Origin of the sequence: Arthrobacter citreus, from assembly GCF_038405225.1 — a bacterium.
In the GTDB taxonomy this organism is placed as follows: Bacteria; Actinomycetota; Actinomycetes; order Actinomycetales; family Micrococcaceae; genus Arthrobacter_B; species Arthrobacter_B citreus_A.
On the sequence record NZ_CP151657.1, the window covers coordinates 2,374,181 to 2,394,373 of the forward strand.

Consider the following 20,193-nt stretch of genomic DNA (forward strand, 5'->3'; position numbering starts at 1 on the left):
CCGTCTCCTAGCCGCGTTCGGCGGAACCGGGCCGCCGCCCGCCGTCGTTGCCGGCTGCCGGCGCCTGGTCCCCGGCCGGAGCGGTGCCGGCCGAAGCGGAGGAACCGGCCTGAATGTCCTCGGTGGCGGGAATGAAAACATCGGTTCCCACTCCGGTCATGGCCTGCTCCCGGTAACGCACGCGCCGGATGCGCTTGACCATGTCGCGGATCAGGAAAATTACCACCAGCACCAGGAAGAGGGTCGCCAGGAAACCCAGCAGGCCGGGGGTCACGTCGGCAATGCTCAAACCGGACTTCAGCTCGCCGTCTTCGGTTCCACCGGGGTTCACGAGCTGGGGCAGGCTGTACACGAAGTTCACTGAGTTTTCTCTCTCTTGGAAGCAGGCGGCTTGAGGCCGTCCCTACCCTCTATCGTATGCCAGCAAACAGGTCGGTTTCCGGCAGTTCCGTCTCCACTTTGGTCAGGATCAGCGAATAGTCTTCCCACGGCCAGACTTTCCGCTGCGTCGGAGCATCAACAGCGAAAAAGAACCCGTCAGGGTCAACCTGGGTCCGGTGGCTTTTCAGGGCGCGGTCCCGGGTCTCGAAGAAGTCTCCGCAGTGGATCTGCGTGGTGGTGGGATGGGTCGGTGCCGGCGGCTGGTGGCCCTCGGTGTCGGCCTCCTGCCACGCGGCGATGCGCTCGGCGTAGGGCGAGTCCACGCCTGCCTCCACCAGTGCATGGTGCAGCGCCTGGAACCGCTCGGGGTTGAACGCGCGGTCATAGTAGAGCTTCATCGGCTCCCATGCTTCGCCGGTCCCCGGGTACCGGTCCGGGTCGCCGGCGGCCGAGAAGGCCTCCACCGCCACCTTGTGAGCCATGATGTGGTCCGGGTGCGGGTAGCCACCGTTTTCGTCATAGCTGATGATCACGTGCGGACGGAACTCGCGCACCAGCTTCACCAGGGGCGCTGCGGCGTGCTCCAGCGGTTCCAGGGCAAAGCAGCCAAACGGCAGGTCAGGAAGCGGATCGCCCTCCGGCAGCCCCGAGTCCATAAAGCCCAGCCAGCGGTGCTGCACGCCCAGTTCGCGCCGGGCGTTGGCCATTTCGTGGCGGCGCAGTCCGGCGAGGTCCCGCTTCGCGGCGGCACTGGATTCCATGGAGGGGTTCAGCACACTGCCGCGCTCTCCTCCGGTGCAGGTCGCCACCATCACGTCCACGCCCTGCGCCGCGTAGTACGCCATCATGGCCGCACCCTTGCTGGCCTCATCGTCGGGGTGTGCGTGCACGGCCAGCAGCCGCAGCGGTGCCTGACGGCTGGAAATATCATTTGACGCGGTCGACACGAGCAACTCCTGAGGGTCGGCGGATTGTGGACGGACAAACTCGGATAAAATAAAGAAGTGAGCACTGAGGAAGGTCCTGTCAAGCAGCCAGCCCCCGAGCAGACGCCGGATAGTTTTCCGTCCGCAACAAGATTAGCCAATCGATACGGCACCCCCAAGCCGGGCCTCTCCCGCAGGAGCAAGATCATCATGGGCGGCACCGCGGTGCTGCTCGGATGCGCCGGAGCGGCTTGGATAGCCATGCCCTCCCCCAGCGGCGAAGTGACGTTCAAGGACGTGGGTTTCAGCATCACCGACGCCGGACATGCGGTGGTCGATTTTCAGGTGACCAAGGATACAGACGCGACGGTCACCTGCGCGGTCCAGGCCCTGAACGACTCCTACGCGGTGGTCGGCTGGAAACAGGTCACTGTCGGCCCGGCGGAGCAAGCCACCACCGGCCAGCGGATTACGCTGCGCACCGATTCCCTGGGCGTTACCGGCGGAGTCAACGCCTGCTGGATTGCCGACGAAAGCTGAGCCGGAACCGGGAACGCTGCTCCGGCTGGGCCGGTGCAGGTTGCCGGGCGGATTTCAAGCCGGCTGGGGTTCTTGGGTAAACCGGCTTTGAGAACTAGTATGGAGCCTACGTTATGCCCCGCCCAGGTGATCAGCACTGCAAGATCAGCACTGCAACCGGTCACCGCCCGGCGGGGTCTTTGCTTGTCAGGCCGTTTCGGCCCGCAGTGCAAATTCAGCCTGCCGGACCAGATTCTTGGTTCGGTCGTCATTAAAAGGAGAGACCCGTGTCCACCAACAGCGCACCTGCCGCTTGGCTCACTCAGGAGTCTTACGACCGCCTGAAGGCAGAACTGGATCACCTGTCCGGTCCCGGCCGCACGGAAATCGTGGCCCGCATTGAGCAGGCCCGGTCCGAGGGCGATTTGAAGGAGAACGGCGGGTACCACGCAGCCAAGGAAGAGCAGGGCAAGGCCGAGGCCCGCATCCGCCAGCTGACTCACCTGCTGCGGACCGCCCATGTGGGCGAGGCACCGGCCGACGACGGCGTGGTGGAACCGGGCATGCTCGTCGAAGCCAGGATCGCCGGCGACCCCGAGACCTTCCTGCTGGGCAGCCGTGAGATTGCCGGCGACTCGGACATCAATGTCTACAGCGAGAAGTCACCGCTTGGTGCGGCCATCCAGGGCATGAAGGCCGGCGACACCGCCACCTACAAGGCTCCGAACGGCAAGGACATTTCGGTGGAGATCATCTCCGCCACGCCTTACTCGAGCTGATTTTTCGGCAGCAGCGCCTTCGGGCACTACAGCGGGTCCTCCCAGCGGGAGGACCCGCTTTTGCGTGTGCGGCCGCCCGGCCCCCGCAGCCGCTGCCGGCTGAGCAGCACAGCTGCCAGCACTCCCCCGGCGGCGCCGAACAGGTGCGCCTGCCAGGACACGCCGATGGACACCGGCAGCACGCCCCACAGCAGGGAGCCGTAAACCAGGAACAGGACGCCGCCGAGCAGCAACTGCACGATGTCCCGGTTATAGATTCCACGGGCCATCAGGTACGCGAAGAGCCCAAAAACGACGCCGGAGATGCCCACGGTCAGTCCGCCGCCAAAGAGCCAGACTCCCAGTCCGGACGCCAGCCAGGATGATGCCAGCACCACGAGGTAGCGCCGGACTCCCTCCAGCAGGGTCAGGAAGGAGAACACCACAAGCGGCAGCGTGTTTCCCAGCAGATGGTTGACCCCGGCGTGCAGCAGCGGTCCGAAGAGAATTCCGTCCAGCCCCTCCACCCGCCGGGGAAGGATGCCAAGCTCGCGGAGCACGGCCGGGCCGGCGAACATCGCCAGGAAGTAACACACCCAGATCAGCGCAGCCAGTCCCAGGGAAACGTAGAGGGCGGTCCGGGCCCGCTTGGCAAGCATCGGCCTACCCGTGCAGCACGATCGGCTGGAAGCCCTGGGCACGGAGGTTGTTCAGGACCTGTTCACAGTGTTCATGCCCCTTGGTTTCCATATTGATGGTGATCGCCACGTCTCCCATGCTGATGGAGCCGCCCACGCGGGTGTGGTCCACGCCGGTGACGTTGGCGTCCGACTCAGCGATGATCCGGGAAATGGTGGCCAGCGAACCCGGCCGGTCATCGAGCAGGATCCGCACCACCAAGTAGCGGCCCGCGGCGGCAAGGCCGCGCTGGATCACCTTCAGCATCAGCATCGGGTCGATATTGCCGCCGGAAAGGATGACGGCGGTGTTCCCCGGGTTTTCGATCTTGCCGTCCATGAGCGCTGCCACCCCCACCGCGCCGGCCGGTTCCACCACCATTTTGGAGCGTTCCAGCAGGAAGATCAGGGCCCGCGCCAGCGAGTCTTCGCTGACGGTCACCACGTCATCCACCAGCTCCCTGATGATGGAGAAGGGCAGCTGGCCCGGGCGTCCCACGGCAATGCCATCGGCAATGGTGGAGACCTTGGTCAGCGGAACCAGCGCATCCGCAGCCAGCGACGGCGGGTATGCGGCGGCGTTTTCGGCCTGCACTCCGATGATGCGGACCTCGCGGCCGAGTTCCTTTGCGCGGGCCTTGATGGCCACGGCAACGCCGGCGAGGAGGCCGCCGCCGCCCACGCCCATGAGCACGGTGTCCAGGTTGGGGATCTGGTCCAGCAGCTCCAGCCCAATGGTTCCCTGTCCGGCGACAACGTCAACGTTGTCGAAGGGATGGACAAATACGGCTCCGGTTTCGTCGGAATAGCGCTGGGCTTCCGCCAGGGCCTCATCCACGTTATGGCCGTGCAGCACAACCTCGGCACCGTGCCCCTGCGTGGCGGCCAGCTTGGGCAGCGCCACCCCCAGGGGCATGAAGATCCGCGCCTTGATGCCCAGGCGGGCCGCGGCGACGGCGACGCCCTGGGCATGATTGCCTGCGGACGCGGCAACCACGCCACGGTCCCTCTCGGATGGGGACAGCTTGGCCATGCGGACGTAGGCCCCGCGGACCTTGAAGGAACCGGCGCGCTGCAGGTTTTCGCATTTGAGATACACGTTGGAGCCGGTCAGCCGCCCCAGTGCCCGGGACTGCTCAATGGGGGTATGTGCAATCACGCCGTCCAACAGCTTGGCGGCCGCCTCAATGTCGTCGAGCGTCACAGGCAGTTGGGACAGGTCAGTCACAGTTGTTTCTCGTCTTCTGCGTCGTCTTCCAACGCGTTATCTGCTTCGGTTTGGGGTGCCGCTCCGCTGGCGGCACCGAACACGGGATCCCGGACAAGCGCCGGGTCCCGTTCCCAGCCCCTGGACGCGATATAGCGCACCACTGTGTTCAGGATGGCCAGCAGCGGTACGGAGAACAGCGCGCCGGGGATGCCGGCAGCCAGGGTGCCTCCGGTAACGGCCAGGATCACTGCCAGCGGGTGGAGGGCGACCGCCCGGCCCATGATCAGGGGCTGCAGGATGTGCGATTCCAGCTGCTGGACGAGCAGCACGATCCCCAGCATGATCAGCGCGTTCACCCAGCCGTTCGCGACCAGCGCGAGCAGGACGGCCACGAAACCGGTGACAAAGGCCCCGACCAGCGGAACAAAGGAGCCCAGGAACACCAGGACCGCAAGCGGCAGGGCCAGTGGAACTCCGATGATGGCTGCTCCGGCGCCAATGCCGACGGCGTCAATGAATGCCACGAGCAACTGCACCCGAACGTAGTTCACCATCGAGTCCCAGCCGTGAATGCCGGCCCCGTAGCCTCCCGGGCGTGCGCGGCGCGGCAGCAGCCCGGCGGTGAAGCGCCAGATGCGGCGGCCGTCCAGCAGGAAAAAGACGAGGGCAAAGAGGGTCAGCAGGACGCCGGCGGCAAAGTGCCCGGCGCCGGTGCCCACCGAAAGCGCCCCGGAAACGATATTGGCCGAATTCTGCTGCAGGGCATTGGTGGCTTCCTGCAGGAGGGTGTCCATTTGGGTGGTGGTGATCCGCAGCGGGCCCTCGGCCAGCCAATCCTGGATCTGTCCCACTCCGGAAATCGTCTCATCCCACAGGTCCCGGAATCCCAGGGCCAGTTGCCGGCCCACCAGTGTCAGCGCGGCAACAATCACACCAAGGAACGTCACGATGGTGACGGCCACTGCTAAGCCGCCGGGCACCCTGTTGCGGCGCAGCCAGTTCGAAACCGGTGACAGGAGACCCGCCAGCAGTGCGGCGATCATGAGGGGAATGATGAGCAGGGAAAAGTTCCGCAGAAGCCACACGAGGCCGGCGGCGACCACAAGGACCACTCCCAGCCGCCAGGCCCAGGCCGCGCTGACGCGCAGCGCATACGGCACGTCGTCATTTGCCCTGCTGGAACGTACGGCCGCAGCCTGCACCGCTTTGGGCGCGGCAATGCTGCGTGCGTGAGGTCTCATGGGCTCATCTTTCCACACTCAAGGGCTGTGCTTCCCTCCTTTACGCCGGGGTTGGCGGTCCGTTGTCAGCCGGCCGGGCGGCCGGTCTGCTCCGGTCGGATTCCCCATTCCGCGGCGAAGGCGGCTGCGGGTTCCAACCAGCGCAGGCCCTCGCCCGAGTTCAGCGCATTGGCGGGAGCCGTCATGGGTTCCAGCGCAACCGCAGCGGTGCGGCCGGGAAACTTATCGGTGACGAACACGTGGACGTAACCAAACTCCGGACCACTCCACAGCATCACACCGCTGCCGTCCGGCGCATGCAGACGGTGCCGGAACTCGCCGTCTTCCGGCACCAGGCCGGTGTATGCCGCATCCAGGTCCAGCCCGCCAATCCGGCGGCCGGCCCTGAGGTCCGCGGATCCGGCGGCCGGTTCCCGGCCCACCGGGATAAGACTGTCGTCAACGGTCAGCCGGGTGTCTCCGGTGACGGTCAGCGTCAGGTCCTCCACCGGAACGGAACCGACCCGCAGGAAAGGGTGCGCGCCCAGGGCAAAGGGCGCCCGGGCCTCCCCCACATTGGTGAGGCCCTGCCGAACGCGCAGCCCGCCGTCGTCGTCGAGGCTGTAGGTGACCTCGTGGATCAGGTGGAACGGGTATCCGTGCTGGGGGAAAATCTCCGCCCGCAACGTGATGCTGCTGCCGGGAGGATTGGCGTTGCCGGAGTTATCGGTGTCTGCCGGGAGGTACCCAGTGTTGCGCAGCAGTCCATGGCTGGCGTTGCCCCGTGCCGGCTCGGTGATATCCAGCTGCTGGGTGCGGCCGTCGAGGAGCCATTTTCCGCCGGCCACGCGGTTGGGCCATGGCGCCAGCAGAATGCCGCAGGCCGACGGCGGCAGCTCGGAGTCCGGATAGGTTTCGACGAAGGGCGTGCCTCCCACGGAGTAGCTGCGCAGGGCTCCGGCCAATGCCGCAATGCGTGCCTCCGCGGGACCTGCTTGAGTATCGCGGGTGAGCTGGAATTGGGTGCCGGTGGCGGGCCGCGGTGCGGAGGTGGTGGCTGCAGCGCTCATTGATCCAGCCTACAGCGGCCTACTCCTCGAAGTGAGTGCTCACCCGGTCCGAGACCACGGCCACCACGCCGGCGGCCACATCGCGGACCTTCACGTTGCGGCTGTTGGAGACGCTGCGCAAAATCTCGATCGCGCTCTGCTGGCTGCAGTTGTTCTGCGCCATGATGATTCCGGCCGCCAAATCCACCACGGTGCGTGATTCCAGGGCTGCCTGCAGGTTGTTGGCCCGGTGCGTCTGGGTGTCCAGCCGCAACGCCAGCGCAAGCGGAGCGGCCAGATCCTCGGCGGCGGTTTCGACCGCGCGCACGGCTTCGGGTCCGAAGGCACCCGGACTGCCGGAGTATCCGGTAAGCACGGCAGCAGCCGTGTCCGGTGCCGGCAGCGGCACCGGCACGGCAGCTGCGGCGGCCACTCCACGCCCCAGGGCCGCGTCCGGGTAGCCGCCCCACCGGGTTTCAGTCTCCATGTCCCGCACGACGGCCGGGACACCACTGGCCAGGACAAGCCGGACGGGATCTTCGCCGTCCGGTCCCTGCTGCAGCTCAGCGAGGCCGGAGCTGGTGGCAACGTGCAGCGGCTGCCGGCGCGGGCGCACGATCATCAGCGAAACACCCGACACCTTCCACTGCGACAGCTGCCCGGTTAAGAGGACGGCAACGGATTCCAGGAAGTCGTCCAGGTCCGGATGCTGCAGCAGCAGCTCCTGGGCCCGGAGTGGCAGCAGGAGGGCAGAGGCTGACTTGTCCATTCCCCTCCCCTTCCTGCCGGTGCGGGTTTCTGCCGGTGCGGACCCTAGGCACGCGCGACCAACCCGCCCAGATCCTACGGTCCCGGGCAGGGGATGCACAGGGTAGGCGCCCGAAAGAGAGCGTTAAAGGCACCGTTAAAGCCAAGAGACCGGCAGGCGTCACGCCTGCCGGTCTCTTGGCGGTCCCCCGGTGCGGGGGAACCGAAAAAACCTAGTCGTCCCCGCGCAGAATGGCGAGGATACGGATGATCTCCACGTACAGCCAGACCAGCGTCACGGTCAGGCCGAAGGCAGCGGTCCAGGAGTAGCGCACCGGAGCACCGGACTTGACGCCCTGCTCAATGGAGGTGAAGTCCATGATCAGGGAAAAAGCGGCCAGGCCTACGGCGAACAGACCGATGATGATGCCCAGCGGGATGCCGGCGATTTCCATGCCTCGCACGCCCCAGGGGTCATCCACCGCGCCGAAGAGCATCAGGCCGAGATTGACCAGGGAGAACACGCCATAGCCGATCATCGCGATCATGAAGAAGCGCATGGCCTTGGGCGTCGCGCGGACCTTGCCGCTCTTGAACAGCACCAGGGTCACGGCAAACACGGAGAGCGTGCCCAGCACGGCCTGGAGCCCGATGCCCGGGAACATGTTGTCCAGGACCAGAGTCAGGCCGCCAAGGAACAGACCTTCAAGCCCTGCGTAGGCCAGGATCAGGGCCGGAGCGGGCTCCCGCTTGAACGAGTTCACCAGACCAAGGACGAAACCGCCCAGGGCACCGACGATCATCAGCGGCGCTGCTGCGCCGGGGATCAGGATCATGGGAACAGCTGCGCCAATGAGGACAACCGCCAGGCAGGCCAGCGTCTTCATGATGACGTCGTCGTATGTCATGCGCCCGGTCAGCGCCGGACCCGCCGACGGTGAGGTGTACAGCTCCTGCAACTGCTGGGGGGTCATCGACGTCTGGTCCTGGGTAGCCAGGGAACCCTGGTTGGCCCTGCCGCCTCTGACCTGGGAATTAAAATTCTTGCTGTTAAAGACAGGATTACCGCCGAGTGCCATTAAATGTCCTCCATCTGGGGGGCTGTTTACCTAGAGCCTACCAATGTCAACGGCTGAGCGGTCCGGGAGATTCCCTCCATCCGCCGCGTCCGGTAACAGTTTGGCATAGGAGCCCCACCCTTCCCGCCTTACGCTGGCGCCCCAAGTCGTTACCTGATCGCGACATGCGGCCACAGGGAATCGTCACTGCCTGAAACATTCAGTAGGTAGCATGATCCCCAATCGGTGACATGAGTCACACTTAGATCCGCTAAAGGTCCGAAGTTTTCGGTGCCCGCGGCCTTGGCGTGGAGGTTTTGAAACTTGCTACGAACATCGGCGCTGACCCGGTATTTGGGGATGCTGGCGGTGGTGGCGGCGATGTTTGCTGCGCTGCTGCTCTCCTCGCCTGCCGCTCACGCAACAACAGCAACACCCTCACCATCGGAGAGCGCATCGGACGGGCCCACGGATGGCGCGGAGTTCGCCGACCGCATCAGCGGCGTCGTGCGGAACGAAGGGGCTCCGGTTGAAGGGGTACGCATCACGGCCAGCGGCAACGGCTATGAAGGCGAAACGGAAACCGGTGCCAACGGCTCCTGGGCCATCGGCGTTCCCGAGCAGGGCGCCTACGAAGTGGAACTGGATGAAAGCACGCTGCCCGAGGGCATCGCGCTGGCGGAGGGCCAGCAGAACCCGCGCACCGTGACCTTTGCGGGGACCTCCAACATCACCACGCTGTTCCTGCTGGGCGAAGGCATTGTCCTGCAGCAGGACAGTTTCATCTCCACCCTCACCGAACGTGCAGTGGCAGGCCTGAGCTTCGGCCTGCTGCTGGCGCTCAGCGCCGTCGGGCTCTCCCTGATCTTTGGCACCACGGGGCTGACGAACTTCGCCCACGGCGAGATGGTCACTCTGGGCGCCGTGCTGGCCTTTGCTTTTGCGGCGATGGGGCTGTCCGCCTGGATTGCGCTGCCGCTTGCGGTGCTTGGCGGCGCGGCCTTTGGTTATCTCCAGGACGGCGTGCTGTGGAAACCGCTGCGCCGGCGGGGCACCGGACTGGTGCCGATGATGATCGTGAGCATTGGCCTGGCCGTCGCTGTCCGCTACACCGTCCTCTTCTTCTTCGGCGGGGCCATGCAGCAGCTGCCGGGCTCACAGAGCCCCACCCTGGAGCTGGGGCCCATCTCCATTCCGCGGAACACGCTCATCTCGCTGTTTGTCAGCCTGGCCGTCATCCTGGTGGTGGCCCTGCTGCTGCTGCGCACGCGGATCGGCAAGGCAACCCGTGCGGTGGCGGACAACCCGTCGCTGGCCGCGGCGTCCGGAATCGACGTCGACCGCGTGATCCGCCTGGTGTGGGTCATCGGCGGTGCGCTGGCGGCCATGGGCGGAATCCTGTGGGCCTATTACCGGCCCGGGGTGTCCTTCAACATGGGCCAGCAAATCCTGCTGCTGATCTTCGCCGGCGTGACGCTCGGCGGGCTTGGCACCGTCTTCGGAGCACTGATTGGCTCCGTGATTGTGGGGCTTTTCGTGGAAATATCCACAATCTGGCTGGAGGCGGACCTGAAATACGTGGGCGCCCTGGTCATCATGATTCTTGTCCTCCTCGTCCGGCCGCAGGGAATCCTCGGCCGACGCGAGCGCATAGGTTAGGGGCTTAGCACAGATGGACTTCGTCAATATATTTCTCGGCGCTCTCAACGAGATCATCAGCCCCACCACGGCCGCCTACGCCCTGGCAGCCCTCGGGCTTGCCGTGCACTTCGGCTACACCGGCCTGCTCAACTTCGGCCAGGCCGGCTTCATGGCAGTGGGTGCCTATGGATTCGCCATTCCCATCCTGTCCTTCAACGCCCCGCTGCCCCTGGCCCTGCTGATTGCCCTGGCGGGATCGGCGATCTTCGCCGTGGTCCTGGGCATTCCCACCCTGCGCCTGCGCGCTGATTACCTTGCCATCGTCACCATCGCCGCGGCCGAGATCATCCGGTACATCGTCACCACCACCGGCATGACACCCATTACGGGCTCCGCCAACGGGCTGGCAGCCTTCACCGGCAGCTTCTACGCGCTCAACCCGGTTCCGCCGGGCAGCTACAACATTGGTCCGTTCGGGCTGAACGAGCGCGACGTATGGGTCCGGATCGTTGCCTGGGGGCTGGTGATCATCGCCTGCCTGCTGGTGTGGATGCTGATCCGCAGCCCGTGGGGCCGCGTGGTCAAGGGCATCCGGGAGGACGAAAACGCCGTCCGCGCCCTGGGCAAGAACGTCTACGCCTACAAGATGCAGGCCCTGATCATCGGCGGCGCCCTGGGCTCGCTGGCAGGGATCATCTTCACCCTTCCCCGCGATGCCGTGCAGCCGGCAAACTACGGCACCGAGCTGACCTTCTACCTGTACACCGCCCTGCTTTTGGGCGGCATGTCCACGGTGCTGGGACCGGTTATCGGCGCCATGATCTTCTGGGTCATCCTGTCGGTAACGCAGGGTCTGCTCTACGGGGCGATCGAAAGCGGCTACATCACTTTCATCACCACTTCCCAGGCAGGGCAGGTTCGCTACATCCTTGTTGGTGTGGCACTGATGCTGCTGATGATCTTCAGGCCCCAGGGCATTCTCGGAAACAAGAAGGAGCTGGCGTTCGCATGAGTTCCCAGGAAAACGAACGCCGGAGCGGCAGGCGCGCGGGCGCCCACGCCGCGGACCCGGCGGCAGAGACTGCGCAGCACGACGGCGGGGCCGCGCGGGACGACGGCGCGGTTCGGCCCAGTGCCGAACAGCCCGTCGAGACCGGCAACGAATACATGACCGACACGCGGCCCATCGCCGCTGACGGCGTTGGCCCGGGCTGCCGCAAACGGGACCCGATCCTGGTGGCCCGGAACGTGACCCGCACCTACGGCGGGATCCACGCCGTCGACGTCGACCATGTGGAGGTTCCGCGGAACAAGATCACCGCCCTCATCGGCCCCAACGGAGCCGGCAAGACCACCCTGTTCAACCTCCTGACGGGCTTCGACACTCCCCAGTCCGGGGACTGGCAGTTCGAAGGCCGGGACCTGGCCGGCGTCTCCGCCTACAAGGTGGCGAGGCTGGGGATGGTGCGCACGTTCCAGCTGACCAAGGTCATGGGCAAGCTCACCGTTATCGAGAACATGAGGCTCGGTGCCGCGTCACAGCCCGGCGAGTCCCTGTGGCGTGCCTTCCTGCCGCCCCTGTGGCGCAGCCGGGAACGTGAAATCACCGAACAGGCCGACGTGCTGCTGGCAAAGTTCAAGCTCGACGCCAAGCGCGGGGACTACGCCGCGTCGCTGTCGGGCGGCCAGCGCAAGCTCCTGGAGATGGCCCGCGCCCTGATGGTCCGGCCGAAACTGGTGATGCTGGATGAACCCATGGCCGGCGTGAATCCGGCACTGACCCAGTCCCTGCTGGACCACATCAAGAACCTCAAGGCCGAAGGCATGACCGTCCTGTTCGTGGAGCATGACATGCACATGGTCCGGCACATTGCGGACTGGGTCATTGTCATGGCCGAAGGCAAAGTGGTGGCGGAGGGGCCTCCGGGCGAGGTGATGAAGGACCAGGCCGTCATCGACGCCTACCTTGGCGCCCACCACGACGTGGACCTCGGCGATTCCGAGGGTTTCGAGAAGCTCGAGGCGGAACTGGAACATGATCCGGAGTCGTCGGTGGGCACCGAGCCCGACGGCGTCATCGGGCGACGGATTGATGAACGGAAGGAACAGTCATGACCGCCGAGGCATTCGAGGGCGACTCCGTCGTCAAGGTGACCGATCTGGTGGCCGGCTACATACCCGGGGTGAACATCCTCAACGGCTGCAGCATTGAAGCCCGCCGCGGGGAACTCATTGGAATCATCGGCCCCAACGGCGCCGGGAAGTCCACCCTGCTCAAGGCCATGTTTGGGCTGGTGAAAGTGCATTCCGGGACCGTGGTGGTCCGGGGACAGGACATCACCGGGCTCAAGGCCAACAAGCTGGTCAGCCGCGGGGTCGGTTTCGTTCCACAGAACAACAATGTGTTTGCGTCCCTGACCATCGAGGAAAACCTGCAGATGGGGCTGTACCAGGCGCCCAAGCGGTTCGCGGAACGCTTCGATTTTGTGTCCGAGCTCTTCCCTGAACTGCGCAAGCGCCGGGCGCAGCGGGCCGGCTCGCTGTCCGGCGGCGAACGGCAAATGGTCGCCATGGGCCGTGCCCTAATGATGGAACCGGCAGTGCTGCTGCTGGACGAGCCGTCAGCCGGCCTCTCCCCCGTGAAGCAGGACGAGGCGTTCCTGAGGGTGCACGAGATCAACCGGGCCGGTGTCTCGGTGATCATGGTGGAGCAGAACGCCCGCCGCTGCCTGCAGATCTGCGACCGCGCCTACGTTCTGGACCAGGGCCGCGACGCCTACACCGGCACGGGACGGGACCTGATGAAGGATCCCAAGGTCATCCAGCTGTACCTGGGCACGCTCGCCGACACCGCGTAACGCGGGATCCGCAAGCAGAACTGGCCAAGAGGAAAGCCCCCGCCATCCGGCGGGGGCTTTCCTCTTGGGTGGAGCTGTGGAGCTGTGGTGCTGTCAGCGCCTAGAGCTTGCCCGATTCCGAACGGCTCGGCATCGGCTTGTTGTCGGCGTCGAACTGGTAGATACCAATGAAGGCCTCGGTCGGGTCACCGTTCTCATCGAAGGTGATCGGGCCGGAGTAACCGTCATAGTCGATGTCTCCGCCGCCGCGCAGGATCGTGACGCACCCTGCGTAGTCGAAGCACTTCTCGCCCTCGGCCGAGACACCCTGCAGTTCAGCCGCAACGGCTTTTCCGTCGGTGCTGCCGGCAGCTTCAGCGGCCAGGGCAGTCAGGGTGACGGCGTCGTAGCTTTCACCGGCGTAGGACCAGTCCTTGAGCGCCGGGTCAAGGGCGAGCAGGGACTCCTTGAAGGTGTCCGAGGCGAACGGACCCGGGATGGTTCCCTGGGCCCCCTCGAGCGTTCCCGGGTCAAGGTCCTCGCTGTAGTCGGAGGTGTTGCCGTCCACGAAGAACATCTGCGTGGGGTCAACTCCCTTGGCGGTGAGCAGCGGAACGATGCTGGTGGCCTGCTGGAAGCTGATGACGACAATGGCGTCCGGTTCAGCGGCGACAACGGAGTCCACCTGGCTGCTGAACTGCGATTCACCCTCGTTGAACATTTCTTCAGCGATGACCTGGCCGCCCGCGGATTCGACCGAACCGCGGATGTTGCTGGCCAGCCCCGTGCCGTAGGCATCGTTCAGGACGATCATTCCCACGGTCTGGGCACCGCAGTTCATGATGTAGTTGCCGAGCGTGCGTCCCTGCAGCACATCGGAGGGAGCGGTGCGCCAGTACAGGCCGTTGTCGTCCCAGGTGGTGAAGTCCGGCGAGGTGTTGGCCGGCGAGAACTGAATGACGCCAGCACCGGTGATCTGGCCGATGACGGTCTTGGAGACGCCCGAGGACGCGGCACCGATGATGGCGCTGACATTCTGGCTCAGCAGATCCGTCACCGACTGGGTGGCGATGTCGGTGGTGGTGTCACCGGAGTCGCGGTGGACAATCTCCACCGGCTGTCCCAGCACGCCGCCGGCGGCATTGATGTCCTGGACGGCGAGGTTGGTGCCGGCGATTTCCGGCGGGCCGAGGAACGCCAGCTCACCGGTGGTGGGCAGCAGTGTTCCGACCTTCAGCGGTGCGTCGGTGGTGCCGGTGGAGGCAGGCACTGCCGCCGGGTCACCCCTTTCCCCCGGATCCTTGCCCTTGCCGCCTTCGTTGGGCGGGCAGGAGACTCCTCCTGCCGCAGCAGCGGTTGACGCTGACTCCGTTCCCGTCGACTCCGAAGCGGGAGTGTCATCTCCCCCGCTGCAGCCGGAGGCAAAAAGCGCCAAACCCAGCCCTACTGCCGCGATTTTTGCCACCCGGCTGTAACCGTCTCCCAGGCCCAGGCGACTCGTGGTGCGTAGTGCAGTCATAGATTTTTCTCCCCGATCGAAAGGCGGAGGCCTTTGATGCTGTTACCAGGTGTTCCTGATTAGAAGAAAAGCTAGTTGAATAATGAGTCAAACATAAGGGCCTTGGGTTACGTCCTTGTAACACTCATCACATTCCGGCCCCGGGCCACTTGCACCGGAGGGTTGGCGCGGGTTAGAAGCTCGGTCAGCCGCGCAGCGTGGAAGGGCATTGCGGCCGCTAAACGGGGATGACGTCCCAGTCCGAGGCGCCGTCCCACCGGATGTACAGATCCTTCGGCAGGGATGCTCCACCGCCGTGGTACATGTGAAACTCCACTGCCTCGCCCTCGGCCAGGTCCATCCCGGCGGGCAGGTTCTTGGTGTTAACGCCCCACCCTTGACCCGTCAACCACCACATTCACGAGGTCGTGTCCGCTGACGTTGCGGAGCACATAGGTGTCCTTGGATGGATTCTCGAGTCTCAGGGCATTGCTCATAACCACTCCCGGCACATTGATTCGGCATGGACATCCGGCAGGGACTCCGAATTAAGGCCGCGTCCGCGGCTGACACCGAAGCCGCCCCCGCCCTGTCAATGCTACTGACGGGCAACCGCACGCCGGAACCCCGCAGCGGGGCAGCTCTGGTTTCCGGGGGCGGATTATTGAGCGAAAAGATTACCGCAGGGGCCATCCCGGCGGCTGCACCCGACGAATGGTAAGCATGATCGAGCAAAGCTATCACCAGCAGGCGGAGCATCCCCTGCGGGAGTTCTCGGGCACGTACGGCGGCTTTTACCTCCTGCCCGGGGAAGCATGGGGTGTCTCGGTGGCTGAGGACGGCACACCGCATGCGCGCTGCTGCTCCTGCAGCTGGGAGTATGACGTGGCAACGGAAGAGGAAGCCGTAAAGCTGGTCTACTCACATTTGCGGGTGGCGCATCCGGACGAACCGGGAGTGGTGCATGCTGGAAAAAAGAGTACGGTACCCCAGGTCGGACTCGAACCGACAACACGCAGATTTTAAGTCTGCTGCCTCTGCCATTGGGCTACTGGGGCGAAAGCCAAAGCTTCTGGTAAAGCCTACTGGAAGCCCCGCCGGGGCGGAAAACAAACGACGGCGGCCCCTCCACCGGGAGGAACCGCCGTCGTGCGCGTTCTGCGGGTGCGGGAAGCCTACTTGACGGCTTCCTTCTTCTTGGCCGGCGTGGCGGCCGCTACGAAGCTCGCACGCGGGTTCTTCAGGTTGCGCAGGTCGGTCAGGTCGCGGCCGTAGGTCACGTTCATGAGCCAGCCGGAGATGACGCGGAACTTGCGCTCGAACATCGGCATGGCCAGGCCGTGGTAGCCGCGGTGTGCCAGCCAGGCCGGGAAGCCCTTCATGCCAAAGCCCATGATGTTGGCGACGCCCTTGTACTGGCCCAGGCCTGCAACTGCGCCGAGGCTCTTGTGGTTGTACTCCTCAACGCTGCCCACGCCGTAGCGGGCGGCCAGGATGTTCTTGGCCAGCAGTTTGGCCTGGCGTACGGCGTGCTGTGCGTTCGGAACGCAGAAGCCGCCAACCCCGCCACCGGAGAGGTCAGGAACGGCGGATACGTCGCCGGCGGCCCAGGCGCCCTCGAGGGGGCCGTCGTCGCCGGTGATGCGCAGTTCAGCGTTGGCGCGGACACGGCCGCGGTCGTCAATCGGGAAGTCGGTGGCACGGACCATCGGGTTGGCCTGCACGCCGGCGGTCCAGATGAGGGTGTCGGTGCCGAATTCGCCGGCCGGGGACTTGTCAGCCATGTTGATCAGCTTCAGGACGCCGCCCTCCGCGGAGGCCAGCGAGGTGTTCAGCAGGACCTCGATGCCGCGCTCACGCATGCTCGAGACAACCCACTCGGCCTGGTCCGGCTTGACCTCGGGCATCACGCGGCCCATGGCTTCAATCAGGACAAAGCGGAGGTCTTCGCGCTTGAGCCGGTCGTTCATGCGGACCGCGTCGCGGGCCATGTCCTCGAGCTCGGTCAGGGTTTCGATGCCGGCAAAACCGCCGCCGACGACGACGAAGGTCAGTGCGCGCTCGCGCTCCGGGCCTTCGGGCATCAGGGATGCGGTTTCGATGCGCTCGAGCACCTGGTTGCGGGTGCCGACTGCTTCTTCAATGGACTTCATGCCAATGCCGGCCTCGGCCAGGCCCGGGATCGGGAAGGTGCGCGTGATCGAGCCGGCGGCCAGGACGACGTCCTGGTACGGCAGCTCAAACGGGGCGCTGCCGTCGGCAGGCTCGATGACAGCCGTGTGGGCTGCGTGGTTGATGGAGATGACCTTGCCGGTGATCAGCTCGGTGTTCCTCAGGTGCATGCGGTGGGACACGACGGCGTCGCGCGGCTCAATGGTGCCGGCGGCAACTTCGGGAAGGAAGGGCTGGTACGTCATGTACGGCAGCGGGTCGACAACGGTGACGATCCCGCCTTCGTCCTTAACCTTCTTCTGGAGGTCCTTCGCTACGTAGAGACCTACGTAGCCACCGCCAACCACCAGGACGCGGGGACGGTCTGAAAACTGTGTCGTAGATGCCATGCCCTTATCGTACCTGAGTTTGTGAAAACCTTCACGAGATTTCGGAGTATTTTAGCTGACCCGTTTCAGTGTCCTCGGCCGCAGAAAGCGCCTCGGAGCGGCGGCGCGCCCGCGTCACTGCGATGACACCTGCCGTGGTCACCCCCAGCAGCAGTCCGCCAAACCCCAGGACCAGGGCAGCCGGGAGCGGATCAGACTCCGAGTCCGGAGGCAGCGCCACCGGAACCGTCGGTTCGGGCAGGTCCGGAACGTCCGGCTCAACCGCAACCGGTGCGTCCGACGCAGGCGCCGTTGGTGCGTCCCGGCGATGGATCCGGATCCAGTCGGCGATGTTCCCCAGCGGATTCGCCGATACCGGGGCAACCTCTGCGGTCAGGGCGGCACCGGCGTTGAGAACGCCGTAGCCGTAGATGGTGTCCTGGCCGGGGGCGCCGGCGTCGCTGGCGGTGCTGATGATCCGGTTAATCACTTCGGCTGCGCTGAGGTCGGGGTAGGCGGAGCGGATCAGCGCTGCGGTTCCGGCAACCAGCGGTGCCGCCCCGGATGTACCGCTCCAGTCCGCGTACCGTGCAGGGCCGCCGGGCAGTCCGCCCACCAGGTTTTCCGCCGGCGCGGCAACGCCGATGCTGATTCCCTCCGAGGAGGAATCCTGGCTCGCTTCTCCGTTCCGGTCCAGCCCGGCGACGGTCAGCACGCCGGGAATAGTGGCCGGGGCACCCACCTGAACCATGCCGACAGCGCGGTTTCCGGCGGCCACGACAACCACGACGTCCTGCTGTTCAGCGTAGAGAAACGCGTCATCCCAGCTTTCCGGCCACGAGGTGGAGGTGCTGCCCAGGGACATATTGATGACCTGGGCTCCGTTGTCCACGGCCCACCGGATAGCGGTGGGAATCTGGTCCTCAATGGGGATGCCCCCGGGATTGTCCGGACCAATCCACGCGGAGACGGCCAGCAGCTCGGCTTTCGGGGCCACCCCAATGATTCCGTCGGTGTTGCCGGGAGCGGGTTTTTTCTCCGCCTTTTTACCGTCGTCGCCTTCGCTGTCCTCCGGCTTGTCCTCTTCCGGTTCGGGCGGCGGTGCGTGGCCGCGGCCGGCCAGCAATGTCGCCACCAGGGTTCCGTGTGAGGGGTTGGCGCCCAGTCCCCTGCTGCCGGCGGGATCACCGGCACCGGAAACGTCGGTGCCGCCTGTCACCGCGCCAGTCAGGTCCGGGTGGGTGGGGTCGATGCCGGTGTCGATCACCGCCACCTTCACCCCTTCGCCCTGGCTCACTTTCCAGGCGGCGTCGAAGCCGGAACCGGCAAGCCAGTACTGCTTGTCCCGCCACTCGTCGGCGGAGGCCGGGGCAGCCGGAATCAGGGTGGCCACCGCCAGCAGCGATGCCGCCAGAAGTGTCAGTGCTCCCCTCCGCCGAAGCTGGCCGGGCCACGCCGACGAAGGCATCACCGCGCCGCGCTCAGGGCTATGCCGTCAAGGATGTCGTGTTCGCTGGTGACAGCTGTGGACACGGACCCGTCAGTCAGTTCAGCCACCCGGTCCACGATGGTCTGCCAAATCAGGGCACCTGCGCCAATCACGTCCACCCGTCCCGGATGCATGTACGGCAGGGCGGCACGGGAGTCCCGGTCCATGTGCAGCAGTTCATCCGCTGCCTGGTCGATCCGTGCCACGTCAAGTTCGGTGCCGTGGATGGCTTCGGCCGAGTACTCCGGCAGGTGCAGCGCGTGTGCGGTCACTGTGGTGATGGTTCCCGCCACGCCCACCAGGCGGTGGGCTTCGGCGAGCGGAACGGTGGTCAGGACCTGGGCAATCATGTCCAGGATGTCACCGCGTGCGACGGCGATTTCCGCCTCGGTGGGCGGGTTCGACGTCAGGTGCCGCTCAGTGAACCGGACGCAGCCCATGTCGGTGCTTTTGGCAGCCAACACGCCCTCGGAGGTGCCAAGGACAAACTCGGTGCTGCCGCCGCCAAGATCCACCACGAGCGTCTTGGTGCCGTTGCTTCCGCCCAGGACACTGGTGGCTCCGGCAAAGGACAGCGCAGCTTCTTCGTCGCCAGTGATGACTTCGGGTTCAACCCCGAGCCGCGCCCGGATGCCGTCCACGAACTCGGACCGGTTTTCCGCATCGCGGCTGGCCGATGTGGCCACAAAGCGGACCTGTTCGGCACCGTGCTCGCGGATCAGCGCCGCGTACTCGTCCGCGGCCTCAAAAGTCCGCTCCAGGGCCTCCGGCGCCAGGCGGCCGGTGGCATCCACTCCCTGTCCCAGCCGGTTGACCCGCATCAGGCGCACGACGTCGGTGAGCTTGGGCACGCCGCCGTCGTACGTAACGTCTGCGATCAGCAGGCGAATGGAGTTTGTCCCACAGTCCACTGCGGCAACCCGCTTCGTGGCAGTGTGTTCCTGCGCTTCATTCTGGTCCGGCACGGAATCCCCCTGCTGTTCGGCGTTGGCGGCCTCCACGGCCTCGCGGCGGGCGGCACGCTTGGCGTCCAGTTCCTCCGCGGAGAGGCCCTGGGTCTTCGTGTGCCGGCTCAGGTCGCGGCTGGGCGCCGCGGCTGTGGTGTCCCACGCGCCATCACAATAGCAGCGATCACGGGTCCACCAGGGGGAAATCCGTTCAAGTGCCTCATCGCCGAGCGGGTTGACGCCCGGGCCGGCGGCCAGTGAATGGCCCACCAGCACATGCAGGCATTTCACGCGGGTGGGCATGCCGCCGGCGGAGACACCGTCAATCTCGGGAACGGGACCAACGCCGGTGCGCGCGCCAATGTCGTTCCGGACCTGGAGATACGCTTCGTGGGCCGCCCGGTACCGGGCGGCGAGCTCGGGGTCCTGCTCCAGCCGCTCGGTCATTTCGTTCATGACACCGGCTGCTTCAAGCCGGGACACTGCCGCCGTAATCACAGGGTGCGCCAAGTAATAGGTGGTCGGAAAGGGGATGCCGTTGCTGAGGCGCGGAGCCGTGGTGGCCACCAGCGGGTTGCCGCAGACGCAGCGCGCCCCGATTTCCACGACGTCGCGTGCCGGCCTGCCGAGCTGTCGGCTCAGAGTCTCCAGATCTTCGGAGGTGGGGGTGAGCTGCTCCTGGGTCATGCCGGAGGT

General features: G+C 65.6%; 19 protein-coding genes, 1 tRNA gene and 1 pseudogene. 6 read left to right on the forward strand and 15 right to left on the reverse strand.

Features of this window, described 5'->3' with window-relative positions; translation table 11 throughout:
* Positions 1-7 precede the first annotated feature (7 nt).
* Together AAE021_RS10945 and mca are read right to left on the reverse strand one after the other, a co-directional pair.
* Positions 8-361, reverse strand: coding sequence for a hypothetical protein (locus AAE021_RS10945; RefSeq protein ID WP_342022365.1), 354 nt, complete (start codon positions 359-361; stop codon positions 8-10).
* 49 nt (positions 362-410) lie between these two features.
* Positions 411-1,328, reverse strand: a complete 918-nt coding sequence (mca, locus tag AAE021_RS10950; protein WP_342022367.1) for a mycothiol conjugate amidase Mca — start codon at positions 1,326-1,328, stop codon at positions 411-413.
* Positions 1,329-1,517: 189 nt separating this feature from the next.
* On the opposite strand from mca, the gene AAE021_RS10955 reads away from it, so the two are divergent.
* Both AAE021_RS10955 and greA read left to right on the forward strand, forming a co-directional pair.
* Positions 1,518-1,847, forward strand: a complete 330-nt coding sequence (locus tag AAE021_RS10955) for a DUF4307 domain-containing protein (RefSeq protein ID WP_342022368.1) — start codon at positions 1,518-1,520, stop codon at positions 1,845-1,847.
* 266 nt (positions 1,848-2,113) lie between these two features.
* Complete coding sequence (gene greA / locus AAE021_RS10960; RefSeq protein WP_342022370.1) at positions 2,114-2,605, forward strand: transcription elongation factor GreA; 492 nt, start codon at positions 2,114-2,116, stop codon at positions 2,603-2,605.
* A gap of 26 nt (positions 2,606-2,631) precedes the next feature.
* Here greA and AAE021_RS10965 read toward each other — a convergent pair whose 3' ends face one another.
* The 6 genes from AAE021_RS10965 to AAE021_RS10990 form a co-directional block, all read right to left on the reverse strand.
* Positions 2,632-3,243: a rhomboid family intramembrane serine protease gene (locus tag AAE021_RS10965; protein ID WP_342022372.1), complete on the reverse strand. Its 612-nt coding sequence runs from the start codon at positions 3,241-3,243 to the stop codon at positions 2,632-2,634.
* A 4-nt stretch (positions 3,244-3,247) separates the two neighbouring features.
* Positions 3,248-4,489, reverse strand: a complete 1,242-nt coding sequence (gene ilvA / locus AAE021_RS10970; protein ID WP_342022373.1) for a threonine ammonia-lyase — start codon at positions 4,487-4,489, stop codon at positions 3,248-3,250.
* Positions 4,486-5,712, reverse strand: a complete 1,227-nt coding sequence (locus AAE021_RS10975) for an AI-2E family transporter (protein WP_342022374.1) — start codon at positions 5,710-5,712, stop codon at positions 4,486-4,488. Before AAE021_RS10975 ends, ilvA begins: the two co-directional genes overlap by 4 nt.
* A gap of 65 nt (positions 5,713-5,777) precedes the next feature.
* Positions 5,778-6,761 (reverse strand): aldose 1-epimerase family protein, encoded by a 984-nt coding sequence (locus AAE021_RS10980; protein ID WP_342022375.1) that lies wholly within the window; start codon positions 6,759-6,761, stop codon positions 5,778-5,780.
* A gap of 19 nt (positions 6,762-6,780) precedes the next feature.
* Positions 6,781-7,509 (reverse strand): ANTAR domain-containing protein, encoded by a 729-nt coding sequence (locus AAE021_RS10985; protein WP_342022376.1) that lies wholly within the window; start codon positions 7,507-7,509, stop codon positions 6,781-6,783.
* A 211-nt stretch (positions 7,510-7,720) separates the two neighbouring features.
* Entirely contained in the window at positions 7,721-8,566 is an 846-nt protein-coding gene (locus AAE021_RS10990) for a Bax inhibitor-1/YccA family protein (RefSeq protein ID WP_342022377.1), read from the reverse strand.
* Positions 8,567-8,905: 339 nt separating this feature from the next.
* On the opposite strand from AAE021_RS10990, the gene AAE021_RS10995 reads away from it, so the two are divergent.
* The 4 genes from AAE021_RS10995 (at position 8,906) to AAE021_RS11010 (ending at position 13,044) form a co-directional block, all read left to right on the forward strand.
* Positions 8,906-10,204, forward strand: a complete 1,299-nt coding sequence (locus AAE021_RS10995; protein ID WP_342025387.1) for a branched-chain amino acid ABC transporter permease — start codon at positions 8,906-8,908, stop codon at positions 10,202-10,204.
* 13 nt (positions 10,205-10,217) lie between these two features.
* Positions 10,218-11,198, forward strand: coding sequence for a branched-chain amino acid ABC transporter permease (locus tag AAE021_RS11000; RefSeq protein ID WP_342022378.1), 981 nt, complete (start codon positions 10,218-10,220; stop codon positions 11,196-11,198).
* 155 nt (positions 11,199-11,353) lie between these two features.
* Positions 11,354-12,301, forward strand: a complete 948-nt coding sequence (locus AAE021_RS11005; protein ID WP_342025388.1) for an ABC transporter ATP-binding protein — start codon at positions 11,354-11,356, stop codon at positions 12,299-12,301.
* Positions 12,298-13,044 carry an ABC transporter ATP-binding protein gene (locus tag AAE021_RS11010; protein ID WP_341394012.1) on the forward strand — a complete coding sequence of 249 codons (747 nt, stop codon included), beginning with the start codon at positions 12,298-12,300 and terminating at the stop codon, positions 13,042-13,044. Before AAE021_RS11005 ends, AAE021_RS11010 begins: the two co-directional genes overlap by 4 nt.
* A gap of 100 nt (positions 13,045-13,144) precedes the next feature.
* On the opposite strand, the gene AAE021_RS11015 is transcribed toward AAE021_RS11010, so the two are convergent.
* From AAE021_RS11015 to AAE021_RS18100, 7 genes and pseudogenes are all read right to left on the reverse strand, one after another.
* A complete protein-coding gene (locus tag AAE021_RS11015) occupies positions 13,145-14,542 on the reverse strand; it encodes an ABC transporter substrate-binding protein (protein ID WP_342022379.1) in 1,398 nt (465 codons plus the stop codon).
* Between the two features lie 217 nt (positions 14,543-14,759).
* Positions 14,760-14,930 carry a hypothetical protein gene (locus tag AAE021_RS11020; protein WP_342022380.1) on the reverse strand — a complete coding sequence of 57 codons (171 nt, stop codon included), beginning with the start codon at positions 14,928-14,930 and terminating at the stop codon, positions 14,760-14,762.
* Positions 14,931-15,506: 576 nt separating this feature from the next.
* Positions 15,507-15,579: transfer RNA gene (locus AAE021_RS11025), tRNA-Leu, on the reverse strand.
* Positions 15,580-15,696: 117 nt separating this feature from the next.
* Complete coding sequence (locus AAE021_RS11030; protein ID WP_342022381.1) at positions 15,697-17,082, reverse strand: NAD(P)/FAD-dependent oxidoreductase; 1,386 nt, start codon at positions 17,080-17,082, stop codon at positions 15,697-15,699.
* A 31-nt stretch (positions 17,083-17,113) separates the two neighbouring features.
* Positions 17,114-18,529, reverse strand: coding sequence for a S8 family serine peptidase (locus AAE021_RS11035; RefSeq protein WP_342022382.1), 1,416 nt, complete (start codon positions 18,527-18,529; stop codon positions 17,114-17,116).
* Positions 18,529-19,371 (reverse strand): exopolyphosphatase, encoded by an 843-nt coding sequence (locus tag AAE021_RS18095; protein ID WP_425362479.1) that lies wholly within the window; start codon positions 19,369-19,371, stop codon positions 18,529-18,531. The genes AAE021_RS11035 and AAE021_RS18095 overlap by 1 nt, the downstream gene beginning before the upstream one ends.
* A gap of 225 nt (positions 19,372-19,596) precedes the next feature.
* A pseudogene (locus tag AAE021_RS18100) lies at positions 19,597-20,184 on the reverse strand (DUF501 domain-containing protein); the annotation flags it as partial.
* Between the last annotated feature and the right edge of the window lie 9 nt (positions 20,185-20,193).

Coding starts and splice junctions, on each gene's coding strand:
- AAE021_RS10955 (WP_342022368.1), top strand. CDS start 1,518: ATGGGCGGCACCGCGGTGCTGCTCGGATGCGCCGGAGCGGCTTGGATA.
- AAE021_RS10965 (WP_342022372.1), bottom strand. CDS start 3,243: ATGCTTGCCAAGCGGGCCCGGACCGCCCTCTACGTTTCCCTGGGACTG.
- AAE021_RS10975 (WP_342022374.1), bottom strand. CDS start 5,712: ATGAGACCTCACGCACGCAGCATTGCCGCGCCCAAAGCGGTGCAGGCT.
- AAE021_RS10980 (WP_342022375.1), bottom strand. CDS start 6,761: ATGAGCGCTGCAGCCACCACCTCCGCACCGCGGCCCGCCACCGGCACC.
- AAE021_RS10985 (WP_342022376.1), bottom strand. CDS start 7,509: ATGGACAAGTCAGCCTCTGCCCTCCTGCTGCCACTCCGGGCCCAGGAG.
- AAE021_RS10990 (WP_342022377.1), bottom strand. CDS start 8,566: ATGGCACTCGGCGGTAATCCTGTCTTTAACAGCAAGAATTTTAATTCC.
- AAE021_RS10995 (WP_342025387.1), top strand. CDS start 8,906: ATGCTGGCGGTGGTGGCGGCGATGTTTGCTGCGCTGCTGCTCTCCTCG.
- AAE021_RS11000 (WP_342022378.1), top strand. CDS start 10,218: ATGGACTTCGTCAATATATTTCTCGGCGCTCTCAACGAGATCATCAGC.
- AAE021_RS11005 (WP_342025388.1), top strand. CDS start 11,354: ATGACCGACACGCGGCCCATCGCCGCTGACGGCGTTGGCCCGGGCTGC.
- AAE021_RS11010 (WP_341394012.1), top strand. CDS start 12,298: ATGACCGCCGAGGCATTCGAGGGCGACTCCGTCGTCAAGGTGACCGAT.
- AAE021_RS11015 (WP_342022379.1), bottom strand. CDS start 14,542: ATGACTGCACTACGCACCACGAGTCGCCTGGGCCTGGGAGACGGTTAC.
- AAE021_RS11030 (WP_342022381.1), bottom strand. CDS start 17,082: ATGGCATCTACGACACAGTTTTCAGACCGTCCCCGCGTCCTGGTGGTT.
- AAE021_RS11035 (WP_342022382.1), bottom strand. CDS start 18,529: ATGCCTTCGTCGGCGTGGCCCGGCCAGCTTCGGCGGAGGGGAGCACTG.
- AAE021_RS18095 (WP_425362479.1), bottom strand. CDS start 19,371: ATGCGGGTCAACCGGCTGGGACAGGGAGTGGATGCCACCGGCCGCCTG.